Origin of the sequence: Pseudomonas sp. B392_1p, assembly GCF_052245235.1 — a bacterium.
GTDB lineage: Bacteria > Pseudomonadota > Gammaproteobacteria > Pseudomonadales > Pseudomonadaceae > Serpens > Serpens gallinarum.
Genome location: NZ_JBQPXM010000014.1, coordinates 54,514 through 67,672 on the forward strand (window position 1 = coordinate 54,514; position 13,159 = coordinate 67,672).

The following is a 13,159-nucleotide window of genomic DNA, read 5'->3' on the forward strand; positions in this document are numbered from 1 at the left end:
CTGGTGCACATTTGCAACCATATAGCACGACGTTATCCGGGTTACTCCCCAACCCCCTTCTCCGGGGCTGCAGGGACGAGTTGAGCGAGAGGAATCGTAGCCTACTGCTGGCCGCGTCGATATCAGTGCCAGCACGTCGGTAATGCTGCGCCCTGCGATCCCGTGCACCCGAACGCAACCACCAAAACGCAAAAGCCCGCGGCACTGCGGGCTTTGCTTAGCGATTAACCCGGCAGCCAAGCCTTGCGCCACAGTTCCAGGTTATCCCCCTCAAGCATCCAGTCTTTGTGCACAGCAGCGCGTAGCTCATCGCCAATCTTCGCCGTCGCATCCAGGTCGGACAGGTGCATGCGAATCGCATCCACCCAATCCTTGAAGCGGTTCTTCACCCGTGTCACCGGCAGATCGCCCTGGTAACAAACCAGATCGGTGCACACCACCGGGAAGCCGCAAGCGCCGTATTCCAACAAGCGCAGGTTGCTCTTGCACTCATTAAACAGGTTCGGCTCAACCGGTGCCAACGCCAGGTCCAGATTCAAGCCCGCCAGCGCAGCCGGATACTCCTCGATATCGATTCCGGGGTGAAACTCGTGCACATAAGGCCGCAGTTTGTCCGGGCACATGCCGAAGAATACCCACTCCACTTCGTTAGCCAATTCCTTGACCACATCAGCGATCATTTCCAGGTCACCGGTATGACTGGAACCCCCCGCCCAACCCACTCGCGGCTTATCAGACACGCGCCGTTCGCTGCTCAGGCCAGTCCACCAACGCGGATCCAGGCGGTTCTTGACGACCTGAATATCCGCATGCATACCGGCAAAGGCCTCAGCCAACGGCTCGGTAGACACCACAAAGCGATCCACATAACCCAGGCCACGCCGTATGGACTTAAGAATATCCTTGGGTATATGGCCTCGATGCACACTCTTGATCGGTAAATTGGGCAGGTAATCATCCAGCTCGAAGACCTTGAAGGCCTTGGAGAACTTATTCATCCGCCCCACTATCTCCAATTGGGCATCCGTCACCTGCCGCTGCAGGACAATGGAGTCGGGGTTATAACGCTCCAGCTCAGGAATGCTAAGCAACCTGCCTGACAACGTACCATCAATAAGCCCGGCCTCCTTTGCCGCATTGAACGGCTGGATGACCCGATACTGACCGCAACCCGTCTTGTCAGCCATATGGGCCAGGACCACCGGCAGCGGGCGCCAGCTCAAAGGACGCCAAGTGAGATTGGCATCCACCTCAATTTCGAAGCCCTTGCCATTCAATGATAAGTTGGCGTTATACGCCGGATCTCGAGCAATAAGTGGCAGCCATTTTTCATACATCGCATCCTGCTCAGCCATAAAGCGCTTGCGCTTGGCCTCGGCCTTCGCAGGATCAACGTTATTTTGACTGACGTTGCCCACATGCATGACGACCGAGTGTGGCGTCCATACGGTCAGATAGCCCGCTTCACGCACTTTTAGGCACAGGTCAACGTCGTTATAGGAAACCTTGAAGGCCTCTTCATCCAAGCCACCTACATCCTCGTAAATGCTCTTGCGAATCAGCAAGCAGGCCGCTGTCACAGCCGTCAGATTCTGATCAACCTGCATCCGCTGCATGTAGCCAGAATCGGTTTGCTCCGCCCCAATGAATGGATGGTCCGCAGGGCCCCGCAGACCAAGGATTACCCCGGCATGCTGGATCTGGCCGGTCGGATACAGCAACTTGGCGCCCACGATGCCTACCTCGGGGCGCTGCCCGTGGTTCATCAATGCTTCCAACCAGTCTTCACGCAAGATCGCGGTATCGTTGTTGAGCAATACGAGGTATTCACCGCGGGCCTCGCGGGCCGCCATATTGTTGATCGCTGAGTAATTGAACGGGTGCGGATAGCGCAGCACGCGTACCTTGTCGGCCCCCATTTTTTCTACGCCATTCAGCCAATCACGCGCCTCCGCCGTCTCGCTATTGTTATCGACAATCAGCACTTCGAAGTTGGGGTAGCGGGTTTTCTCAAGCAGGCTGGTAATGCACCGGAGCAGCATGGGTAGCTGATCCTTGGTGGGCACGATGATGGAAACCAGCGGCTTGTCGTCATGGTTGTAGATCAAACGATAGCGACCAGGCAGGTCGGCGACGACCTTGCCATTGGGATAGCCGCGACGCTGAAGGTGGCGCTCAAGAATACTGACTTCATCCGGGATATTGAGCAGACTAATAGAGTCGGCAATTAGCAATGGCTCGTCCAGGTGACCAATGGCAGAAATGCCTTTTTGCTCAATCAAGCGCGTAATCAGGTCGAGTTCCAAGGCTGCCGGGTAGCGGGCATCGAAGCCGCCCAATTCCACAAAAGACTCTTGACGGTACAACCAGTGTCGCGCCATGCCGCTTGGTAGACTAAGGAGCAAGTCCAGGTTGAAATCAGGTCGGAAAAGCGCCCCAATGGCGTCCCCGCCCCGTATCAACTCATCAGCATAAACAGCCTCGCAGTTTTCCAGCGCAGTCAACTCGACCCCAAGCATATGCAGCCCGCTGATTTCGAAGGTATCTCCAGCGCTGACCACCATCATCCAATCCGCGTCAACCTCACGCACCAACTCGTTGAGCCGAGCCGCATACTCTCCAACAGGGGCCTTGGCGAAGCGAATATCAGGCCAATCCGTTATATCTGGCTCTCTCTCTGACAAAACCACACACTTGATGACCACCGGAAAGCCATCACCAGACAGGCTCGCCAGTGTGCTCCACAAGGCTTCATCATTCTTCCCACTTGCCAGCACATATACCGCTAGCGTGGTGACTTTATGGGCTGAAAGGTAATCCCGAGTCAGTTGCTGCTGGACGGGCTTGAGCGTACGAGCGGCAAGCCATGTGCCCAACTGGTTTCCGCCTTCCAACCAAGGGTCCTTGAGCCAATCCTCTACTGACACCAGAGGTTCGTCGAACACCCCGGACAAATTCCCCGATCGTTTGCATGTGATTACGCGCTCAAGGTAGCGGCTCATCCAGGGACCGTCGAACAACTTTCCAGGCGGCAAAGTGGAATGCACCAGAAGGCTGAGCAGCAACCTGTTGCGCCGTTCCTGCTCCAATCCCGCCAGGTGTGGTGTAAGTGGGTTACGGCTCGCAAAGAAATTATCAACTGCCGGAAGCTGGTCAAGCACAGAGACGACAGCCACATTGAAGATCAGACCGTACAGACCGGCGCTACTGAAATCTCCGACCACGGCATCTGCCTTCGGAAGTAGCGCTGCAGTATGAATATTTTTATTTTTACAGAAACGAACGTTAGAGTGCTTCCTCTCCAGCCAGCTGAGCTCGAAACCATTGAGGCAGTTGTCTCCAGGGTGAACCGTGACCACGTAAAGGTCATCTACAGCCCCTTGAGAAAATAGCCGGTCTAACCCCACCGCGACCGGCGTCCTACCATCCAGCACATAGCGCTCTGCCAAAGGCAGTATAATCAAGCGCTTACTTGGGAAGTCCTTACGCAGCGAAGCGATGAATTCATTGGCTTCCTTGTTGTCGACCGCCTTACTCGCCTTCTTCCGGAAGGCGGCGAGTAACATCTGCTCGCTCGGTGACAATGCCGTCTCAGCGAAAAGCTTGATATTTTCTGCGGCGAAGCGTGCCTTGCCACGACCGAACAAATCCAGTTGGTAATACTCTGGAAACAGATGACGAGAAAACCAAGAGAACTCTATGTTGATAAATGCAGCATCGGGTAACTGACGATTCAAGGCCGGAAATTCGGATAGCATGAAGACCACGTCCGGGCGGAAATCGCCAAGTCGATCCATTACTATCTCGACAACCCCGGCGCCGTCCTTTTCGTTTCGTTCAGCCTGGTCAATATCACCTGCTACAGCCTGACTACTAAAAATATCGTCATAGCCTAGCCTTACCCAACTTCCCTTATAACTCCTAATAGCCGCTGAATCGTAAGCCTCAAATGAAACAAGCGCCGATTCATAGTCTGGCCTAACTAGGCGCAGCAACGAGTCTAACCGCAACATCTGATCGCCCCACCATGCATATCTGCCGGGCGTCTTATAATCTGCTGACGGCTCAAGCCAGAATAAAATCTTCACATCAACCCCACAAAAATTTAAACAGACAACAAGTCAAGTTGAACCGGAGTGTTTTTCTTGACATCTCCATTAACTTTTCGACCAATTATTAATGGCAAATACTTTGGAGCAAGTCCGTATCCTGGACGGACACTCCGAACAGCATCAGGGGTCACGATGTCACCACCAGCAAGATCCCTTACAAAGTAAAGTGAGCGTCGAAACTTTAAATTTCCCTGTTCACTGGGCTTTCTTCCGTAATCCACCTTGCCTAAAGCTGCCCAAGCGGTCTTGCTGCTATTACATAGCGCTGCTAGCCCCGCAGGCTCAAGAGAAAAGCTGTCGTCAGGACCACCGCCATTTCGATCCAGCGTGAAATGCTTCTCGATAATGGACGCTCCCATAGCAACACTGGCAATCGCTGTAGTGTTATCTAAGGTGTGGTCAGATAGACCCGTTACCAATCCGAAGCGCTGGATCATATCGGCGATTGTGCGCAAATTGTAATCTTCTGCCGGCGCGGGATAACCGCTGACACAATGAAGAATAGCCAGTTCCTTGCAACCGCCCTCACGGGCCGCATCAATGGCCTCCTCAATCTCTTCCGCATCGGCCAAACCGGTCGAAATAATCATTGGCTTGCCGGTGCTGGCAACGTACTTTATAAGCGGCAGATCAACGGCTTCGAATGAGGCGATCTTATATGCCGGAGCGTCGAGCTTTTCGAGCAGATCGACGGCGGTTTTATCGAATGGTGAACTGAACAAGGTAATACCGATTTCGCGAGCATACTCGAAAAGTGATTTATGCCATTGCCACGGGGTGTGTGCCCAGTCGTACAGATCATACAGAGTACGCCCAGCCCAAAGCCCATCTGTGATTTGGAAGTCTGGAAGATCCGATTTAAGAGTAATAGTGTCAGGTCGGTAGGTCTGAATTTTTACCGCATCAGCGCCTGCCCGTTTGGCTTCTTCAATGATACGCAGAGCTGTATTCAAATCTCCGTTATGGTTAGCTGACATTTCAGCTATGACGTACGGCGCACAGCTCTGACCAATCTCGCGACCATTAATATTGATGAGACTAGCCACTCATTTTCTCCAAAATTATTTTATACTTTTGGCCGTGCAACTCAAAGAATGCTGGAAAGCGATTCGGGTCACAGACGCGAATTTTATCGAACTGACTAGCTATACTTTCGTCAGGATCGATTTTGCTATCGAAAGGCGTGCGACGGGGATAGTAAGAAATCTCGATGCTTAGGTCTTGCTCTGCGGGACGAACGTTTTCAAACTCGCTAACTGCAAAATTAATTAGCTCAATCTCCAGATTAAACAAATGCTCATTAATTTCATCCCAAAGAGCATGCTTAGGAATCGGAGACTTCACCTTTCTCCATATACGACCACTATCTACCTTATCCTCGGCCTCTAGGAGACTCACGGTAACTTCGTTAGCACCGGCTATGATCTGCCAGATATGAGGGCTCCAACCTCTTCCCCTCGGCAAGTCACTTGCGTGCAAAACTAAGCTCGCTCTATAGGCGGAACGGTCTTCCGACCCAATTATCTCGGAGCATGAAATTAAAAAGAGCATGTCTCCCCCCGACAGCTCATTCTTCTGGCGCACTAGCTCGATCTGGTGCTGGCCTTGCTGCTCAGAAATCCACTTGAGTAAATGGTCATTCACGGGGTGCTGTTCGTCGCTGCACAAAAAGCTTATACGCATACCTAGCCTTCTTGAAGGAGATAGGTGATGACCCGTGACACACCTAAGCCATCCGTTACTTTTTCAGCCAAAGAGCTCATTTCGCGCAACGCATAAGGTGCCATCTGCTGATTTGCAATAAGTCGAAGCTCTTTAAACGTTACTTGGTCAACCAGTTGCGCAGCACCAGCACGACATAGCGCTTGTGCAATAGCCCGCTGGTTTTGAGCCAGTACCAACATCAATGTTGGCACTCCCAGACAGCAACGTTCCCAGGAGGTGGCTCCCGCAGCACCAATCGCTAAATCGGTGCTCGCCATCAGCCGAGCCATATCGCTGACATTGACACGGACCTCAGTCGGCCAAGGCATGCTTTCTGCCTGCTTCTGGACCTCAGCCAACCAGGGAGCGCTACTGCCTAATACAACGGTAATACGGCATTCATCCGGTACCTTACCGTCCGCAATAGCCCTTAATACCCGCCCTGTAACGTTATCCTTATCAACTCCGCCCAAGGTTATTAACAGCTCATTCAATTTGGGTTTCTGACGGCGATTCAAGCTGTATGCGCGCAGGTCAGCAAACTCCGGACGCAGCAGAGCAAAATGTGATCCGCAAAGCAGTTTGCATTGCACCGGAACCCAAGGCAGATAATCCTCAGCCCTACGGCCTAAGGTTTGGTCCAGCAGCAAGTCGCATCTATGCATTCTGTCGGCCAGATCATCGATCACCATTAGCTTGCGATAGTGTGGTTTGAGCGCAGTTTCCCAACGTGAATCAAGGGCGTAATGATCAACGATAAGCCACTCTGGCTGTAGATCGGCAAGGATAAGCGCGCAGTCGTCAGCATCCAGTTCCTGAGTGGTCCCGAGCCAATGCGCATGGGCGGGTTGAGATACGCTAGAGTTGATTACGTGCGCACTTGACTCTACTGGAGCAGGTAGAACATTCACGTCATACCCTTTGCTTCGAATATTTCCTATCAGATTTCCGGGATATTCGCGACAGATAAACTTGCACTCGACCCCTTGATCATATAACGCGTCAGCCAAAGTGAGGCAGCGCATTACATGACCAGTGCCGATCTCTATCGAAGCGTCAGCGCGAAAGACAATCATCATTGGAGAATCGCCTAGTCGCTTCGCTTTTCCATCAGGAACCACGTGATGTCATCTTGAGGGAAGCTAGGGTCGCGACGATAGACAAAGCCGTAATCCACTAACTGCATACGAGGATGGCGCTCCATGATCTCTCCCGCAAAGTCACGCTTAAAAAGACGCTCGTTGTGACCACGATAAGCAATAGCAACCGGGCTGGGATTATAATATTCCGCGACCAACAAATATCGACCGCAGGCAGCAAACAGTTGGTCATATACCTCAGGCAAAGCATCAGGGTTGATATGAATAAGCACCCCCTTGACAAGTACCAAATCCCAGGTTTCGGATGACTGGAATTCCAAGATAGACATATTATGAACGTGGTCTGGCGGAATAACCTCCGCAAGCTGCTGCGCCGCGTCGGCATTTATTTCAATTCCATGCTGCGCCGATTCCGGATACAGAAGCTTTAGGGCGCGGAGATTCATGCCGATATTGGCACCGAACTCTATGCAGCTTTTCAAGCCGTGTGCAGCCTGGAGGGACTTAGTAAAAAAAGCCAAATTTGAGGCAAGCAAGGCGTCGCCCCGATTGCGCTGGATATATTCAGCGCCAAAATCGCCAGCCCAAAAAGCTTCCTGCTCGGTTTTAAATCGCCTCATTTTCTTCTCCAGCATTATTAAGCTGCATAGCTTTGAACATCCATTCGGCGCGTATCCAATCCTGAGGGGTGTCGATATCCTGCACCCTATATCGCGGCAAATGAATCGGGACGGATTGCAGCCCGAAAATCACTCGTCCTTCTAGCCACGCCTCTGCCCGTCCCCAGTAAAACTGCCCTGCATCGTGATAAGCCTCCTCTAGATCCTGGGATCGGGTACTAAAGTGTTCAGGGTGGAACATCTCCACCTCACCCTGAGGGGTGAGGCGAATCGCCCGTTGAATGGGAAACGCGTAGTTAGTCACTGCAAAGACGTAGCCGCTGCCAGTATTGTTGAGTACAGCTAAGCCTTGCTGTATATCCTCGGTGCGTACGAAAGGGGCGGTAGCGTAAAGGCAGCAAACCTCGTTGACATAAATCCCACGTGCATTGAACCACTCAATGGAATGACGAATTACCGGAGTGGTTCCGGTGTAGTCATCGGCCAGCTCAGCAGGACGCATAAACGGCACTTCAGCACCCCACTGACGCGCCACTTCGGCTATCTCGGCATCGTCAGTGGAGACAATCACCCGATCGAAACAGCCGCTTTGTAGCGCCGTTTCGATCGACCAGGCGATCATTGGCTTGCCGCAGAATGGCTTGATGTTCTTACGCGGAATGCGCTTGCTGCCGCCACGAGCGGGGATAATCGCCAGTCTCATGCTTGCAGTGCCTTGTTCAGGGCGGCGACAACCTCATCCTGCTGCGCCTCACTCATTGTCTGGAACATCGGCAGGCTGATGGCTTCGGCGTAATAGCGCTCGGCTTCGGGGTAGTCACCCTGCCGGAAGCCCATGCGCTGGTAGTACGGCTGGGTGTGCACCGGGATGTAGTGTAGGTTGATGCCGATGCCCTGTTCGCGCATGGCTTCGAACACCTGGCGATGGGTCCTGGCGATCTTGCCCAGTTGCAGGCGAATGACATAGAGGTGCAGACCGGAATAACCGTCCGGATGCTGCCAGGGGGTAGTCACGGGCAGGTCGGCGAGCAGGTCGTCGTAACGGTTGGCCAACTGGTGACGACGCGCCACGAACTGATCCAGGCGCTCCATCTGGCTGTTGCCGAGGGCGGCCTGCATCTCGGTCATGCGGTAATTGAAGCCCAGATCAATCTGCTGGTAATACCAGGGACCGTCAGCCTCATGTGTCATCTGTGCTGGGTCGCGTGTGATGCCGTGGCTGCGCAGTAACGCCATCTTGCTTGCCAGCTCGGCATTATTGGTGAGCGCCATACCGCCTTCAGCGGTAGTGATAATTTTTACCGGATGGAAACTAAATACGGTGATATCGCTGTAGCGACAGTTACCAATGAACTCACTCTGGTATCGGCCACCAATGGCGTGAGAGGCATCTTCGATAACCTTGAAACCATAGTGCTTGGCCAAATCATGGATTGCCTGCATTTCGCACGGCTGGCCACACAGGTGTACTGCAACAACTATCTTGGGCAACTTGCCCTCGCGCTCGGCCTGCTCCAGCTTGCGCGCCAATGCCTGGGCGCAGAGATTGTAGGTACGCGGATCGATATCAACGAAATCTACCTCGGCACCACAATACAGTCCGCAGTTGGCCGAAGCCACAAAAGTAATTGGAGACGTCCACAGCCTGTCACCGGGGCCAAGGCCTAACGCCAGACAGGCGATATGCAGCGCCGACGTTGCGCTATTAACGGCCACCGAATAAGCCGCACCGACATGGCGTGCCACGCACTGCTCGAAGCGCGGAACCTGCGGGCCTTGGGTGAGAAAATCGGAGCGCAGGACGGCCACCACCGTATCAATGTCGGCCTGGGAGATATCCTGGCGCCCATAGGGAATCATGCTCATCATTCATGACACATCAAAATAGCATCTTTACCCCGCAACAGCGGGATTCCATTTATGAGTGGATAGGCATAACCCCCAGTTTTACTCCACAAATAACTTTGGCGGTTTTGTAACACCTCACCAGTAATCGGACATTGAAAATACGTATCAGAGATACCAGCTTTATGATGGACTTTATTTTTTTCTACCACATAACAGTAGGTAGGATTCAAGGGATTGACGCAGTTGTTCAAAGCAAATTTCTCGACCAACTTTCCGCCCGCTAAATCTATGTATTTTGGCAATTCTCTTACATACCCAAGCCTTTGCATTCTCTCCCGACCTTCACCGGTGTTATCTTCAAAGGAAGGCTCAAATAGAACTAATTTATTGCGACTTATACGCAACATTTCTGTAAGCAACTCGAGCTCACGCCCAAAATTCGGCTCAAGTGCATGACAAGTAGTTACTACATCAACAGATTCATCAGGCAAAGGAATCTGATCAATTGAGGCAGCGAACACATCAAGGCCCGCCAATAAATCACTACGCATTGCACGTGACGCAAAACGTAGACCGGCATTCAAGCGACTCAAGGACAAGTCAAATGCCAACAATTTAACGCTGCTAGGAAAATACTTACTTACACCTGATAAACTTGTTAACTCTCCAGTACCGCAATCAACAATCACGTCCAGAAATGAAATATGGGAACTTAATATTTCACCCATCTCCTCCGTACGCTTTAAGAATTGCGACACGTCTTCCAGCGCACTACGAACATAACTTCCCGCTTGGAGATCATAAGCAATTTCAATAGCCTCAAGCGTATTTACTGCGGAGCCTTCATTGCGAAGCAACTGAGTAACATTCTGACCTTTTTCATAAGCTTCTCGAATTAGACCCAAATTAAATTTACGCATAGCAGCCTCAAAAAATAGTTTTGATTACTTAATGGCGTCTCGATGCTGGGCCTGCTCTAGAAGCTTCCGATCTTATCCCGATTGGCCGCAATCCAATCTTGGAGATCCGTCTCGCTCATCCACTCACTATTATTGTCGCTGGAATAAACAAAGCCTTCCGGCACTTTCTTGCCATTCTTGATTCGTTCGAGGGAAGTGCCCCAGCCATTGATAGCGGGCAGAATCTTGAAATGCTCGGAATATTCGTAGGTGTAATAAGCATCTTCGGCACTGATCATTTGCTCATGAAGCTTCTCACCGGGGCGGATACCAATCACTTTTTGTTCGGCCTGGGGCGCAATCACCCTGGCTAGATCGGTCACCTTCATGGAGGGAATCTTCTTCACGTAGATCTCACCGCCGATCATGTCCTCAAAGGCATGCCACACCAACTCGACACCTTGCTCCAGCGAGATCATGAAGCGGGTCATGCGCGGGTCGGTGATAGGCAGGACACCTTGATCCTTGATGGACTGGAAAAAAGGAATCACCGAGCCACGTGAGCCCATGACATTGCCATAGCGCACCACTGCAAAACGTGTAGCACGCCCGCCTGAGTAGGAATTACCTGCCACGAACAGCTTGTCCGAAGCCAGCTTGGTCGCGCCGTACAAGTTGACCGGACTGCTAGCCTTGTCGGTGGATAACGCAACCACGCGCTTGACGCCTTTATCGATGCAGGCATCGATCAGGTTCATGGCGCCATTTATATTAGTTTTCACACACTCGAAAGGATTGTATTCGGCCGTTGGTACGATCTTGGTGGCGGCGGCATGCACCACGTAATCGACACCATCAAGAGCTCTGTAAAGGCGATCCTTGTCGCGCACATCGCCAATGAAAAAACGCACGCGCGCATCACCCTGAAACTTTTGGGCCATCTCCCACTGCTTCATCTCATCACGAGAATAAATGATGACCCGGCGAGGACTGTATTTTGATAGGAGCATGGGTACGAAAGTATTGCCAAAGGACCCTGTTCCACCAGTAATGAGGATGGATGCGTTATCAAACATTCAACTGAACTTCCTAAAAAACACTTACACACCCTTGCGACAGGCCCGATCGTTCGATCGAGCAGGATGACGCAAACCAGTCAGAGCACATTCGCGGCAAAATTTTGACGAATACAAAAGCTACCTTTCGCAAATGACGGAGCTTGCAATCAGCATGCCTAATACCCCTATGAAAAATACGCTGTAGGCAAGCAGCAAAACGGCGCGACCTGTACAAGCGTCGCGCCGCTGTTTAAAACCAAACAACGTTACAACCGATCAAACAAACTCAACTGACTCACTCGCACAAACGCAGCTTGAGCAGCCTCGAGCTTGGTTTGTTGCAACATCAGGCGTGAGGCAGCCTCGAACTGGTCGGTGTCGCGAATGGCCGATTGGGTCGAGTCATTCATAATGCTCAGGCTTTCATTTTCGACGAGCAGCGTGTCGATGCTGTTCAGACGTGCGCCAATGTGAGCTTGGGTGCTTTCGATCTGAATCATGCCGCTATCGATATTGCCCAGTGCCACTGCAATGGCTTCCCGGATACGCAGGCCACCCCCTTCAATGCCATCAGCGGGCTGCTCAAGCGCTGCACGCAGATTGGCAATGGTATTGAGGAGATTCTGGTTTTCCTGGGAATCGGCCGTGACCTTGAACAGATCATCCGCTGCCGGCGTTCCGCTGAAGCTGAATTCGACGCCAGCTACCGTCAACGTATTGGTCGCGCCATCGAAAGCGCTGGGAATCAGCACATTGCTCGGCTGGGCAAAAGCCTGATATGCAGCGCCGTCAAATTTCAGCGTCACACCACCATCCGGGAAGCTCGTGGTGTAAGCATCCACATCCACCACGGTTGAGGCGCTAATTTGTGCGGCGGAATTGCTACTAACAGCAAACTTTTCGGGGGCCATCCCCAGGTCGAAACTGTGGCCATCCAGCAGCGCTGCGAAGTCCGATTCACCCGTTTTCAGCATGGTGTCAAGGTTAAACTCGACACCCCGGAAGGTGATTTTCGGATTCTCCTGGTTAGGGTCATAAGACCCGGAGTCCACGGCAACACCCGCAGCCGTCACGGTGTAACCGATGCTGCCGTCTGTGTTGGCGCTGATTTCCAACTTGTAGGGCGCATCCGCTCGGAAGGTGCTGTCGAAATCCCGCTGATTGGAAACCGTACCCTGGGACAGGTACATCCGCTGCCCACTCGCGCCTACAGTGTCGAGACTCGACGCTGTGCGGCTGACATTGCGCGCAGTTTCGAAAGCGCTATAACCGCTGTCGTTAATGCTGATCTGCAATCCAGTGGCAACTTGAAGGTTCTGCTGTCCCTGATCACCCTGATAGCTGTAAGTGCCGTCACTGTTCAGCACATATGGCTGGATACCACTCTGACTACCACTGAACCAGTATTCGCCGCTGGCGTTCTTGCTATTCATCAAACCGAACAGCTCTGCCTCAATCTGCTTCAGCTCAGCCGCGATGGCCGAACGGTTCTGATCGTTATAGGCACCGTTACCCGCATGCCCAGCCAACTCGCGTGCACGCTGCGAGATGTTGATCATGGACGACAGAATGCTCTCTTCCTGGGTCAGCGAGTTGGTGGCATCGGTCAGATTGCTTTTGTATTGGCTCAACAGCGCGGATTGCTGCTCCAACTGCAGCAGGCGGGCCGACCCGATGGGGTCATCCGCCGGCGTCTGAATACGGTTGCCCGACGTGATCTGCTCTTGGGTCTTGACCAACGCCGAGTAACCCTTTTGGTAACCGTTCACGTTGGCGTTGAACATCTGATTAGTCGAAAGACGCATGGTTCGTCACCTG

The 13,159-nt window shown here is 52.4% G+C and carries 10 protein-coding genes; all 10 read right to left on the reverse strand.

The window, feature by feature from the left end; translation table 11 throughout:
• Positions 1-224: 224 nt before the first annotated feature.
• Positions 225-4,088 carry a glycosyltransferase gene (locus ACTV8E_RS17865; RefSeq protein WP_443200370.1) on the reverse strand — a complete coding sequence of 1,288 codons (3,864 nt, stop codon included), beginning with the start codon at positions 4,086-4,088 and terminating at the stop codon, positions 225-227.
• 17 nt (positions 4,089-4,105) lie between these two features.
• Complete coding sequence (pseI, locus tag ACTV8E_RS17870) at positions 4,106-5,089, reverse strand: pseudaminic acid synthase (RefSeq protein WP_443200399.1); 984 nt, start codon at positions 5,087-5,089, stop codon at positions 4,106-4,108.
• A 61-nt stretch (positions 5,090-5,150) separates the two neighbouring features.
• A complete protein-coding gene (locus ACTV8E_RS17875) occupies positions 5,151-5,756 on the reverse strand; it encodes a formyltransferase family protein (RefSeq protein WP_443200371.1) in 606 nt (201 codons plus the stop codon).
• 41 nt (positions 5,757-5,797) lie between these two features.
• On the reverse strand, positions 5,798-6,895 hold the full coding sequence (gene pseG, locus ACTV8E_RS17880) for a UDP-2,4-diacetamido-2,4,6-trideoxy-beta-L-altropyranose hydrolase (protein WP_443200372.1): 1,098 nt from the start codon (positions 6,893-6,895) through the stop codon (positions 5,798-5,800).
• An 11-nt stretch (positions 6,896-6,906) separates the two neighbouring features.
• Positions 6,907-7,551: a pseudaminic acid biosynthesis-associated methylase gene (locus ACTV8E_RS17885; protein WP_443200373.1), complete on the reverse strand. Its 645-nt coding sequence runs from the start codon at positions 7,549-7,551 to the stop codon at positions 6,907-6,909.
• Positions 7,523-8,239, reverse strand: a complete 717-nt coding sequence (gene pseF / locus ACTV8E_RS17890) for a pseudaminic acid cytidylyltransferase (protein ID WP_443200374.1) — start codon at positions 8,237-8,239, stop codon at positions 7,523-7,525. Before pseF ends, ACTV8E_RS17885 begins: the two co-directional genes overlap by 29 nt.
• The gene (pseC, locus tag ACTV8E_RS17895) at positions 8,236-9,396 is read right to left on the reverse strand and encodes a UDP-4-amino-4,6-dideoxy-N-acetyl-beta-L-altrosamine transaminase (protein WP_443200400.1); all 1,161 of its coding nucleotides are present in this window, start codon (positions 9,394-9,396) and stop codon (positions 8,236-8,238) included. The genes pseF and pseC overlap by 4 nt, the downstream gene beginning before the upstream one ends.
• 5 nt (positions 9,397-9,401) lie before the next feature.
• The gene (locus tag ACTV8E_RS17900; protein WP_443200375.1) at positions 9,402-10,304 is read right to left on the reverse strand and encodes a class I SAM-dependent methyltransferase; all 903 of its coding nucleotides are present in this window, start codon (positions 10,302-10,304) and stop codon (positions 9,402-9,404) included.
• A gap of 56 nt (positions 10,305-10,360) precedes the next feature.
• The gene (gene pseB, locus ACTV8E_RS17905) at positions 10,361-11,359 is read right to left on the reverse strand and encodes a UDP-N-acetylglucosamine 4,6-dehydratase (inverting) (RefSeq protein WP_443200376.1); all 999 of its coding nucleotides are present in this window, start codon (positions 11,357-11,359) and stop codon (positions 10,361-10,363) included.
• A gap of 248 nt (positions 11,360-11,607) precedes the next feature.
• Positions 11,608-13,146, reverse strand: a complete 1,539-nt coding sequence (locus ACTV8E_RS17910) for a flagellar hook-associated protein 3 (protein WP_443200377.1) — start codon at positions 13,144-13,146, stop codon at positions 11,608-11,610.
• Between the last annotated feature and the right edge of the window lie 13 nt (positions 13,147-13,159).

Coding starts and splice junctions, on each gene's coding strand:
- ACTV8E_RS17910 (WP_443200377.1), bottom strand. CDS start 13,146: ATGCGTCTTTCGACTAATCAGATGTTCAACGCCAACGTGAACGGTTAC.
- ACTV8E_RS17900 (WP_443200375.1), bottom strand. CDS start 10,304: ATGCGTAAATTTAATTTGGGTCTAATTCGAGAAGCTTATGAAAAAGGT.
- pseC (WP_443200400.1), bottom strand. CDS start 9,396: ATGATTCCCTATGGGCGCCAGGATATCTCCCAGGCCGACATTGATACG.
- pseB (WP_443200376.1), bottom strand. CDS start 11,359: ATGTTTGATAACGCATCCATCCTCATTACTGGTGGAACAGGGTCCTTT.
- pseG (WP_443200372.1), bottom strand. CDS start 6,895: ATGATGATTGTCTTTCGCGCTGACGCTTCGATAGAGATCGGCACTGGT.
- pseF (WP_443200374.1), bottom strand. CDS start 8,239: ATGAGACTGGCGATTATCCCCGCTCGTGGCGGCAGCAAGCGCATTCCG.
- ACTV8E_RS17885 (WP_443200373.1), bottom strand. CDS start 7,551: ATGCTGGAGAAGAAAATGAGGCGATTTAAAACCGAGCAGGAAGCTTTT.
- pseI (WP_443200399.1), bottom strand. CDS start 5,089: ATGTCAGCTAACCATAACGGAGATTTGAATACAGCTCTGCGTATCATT.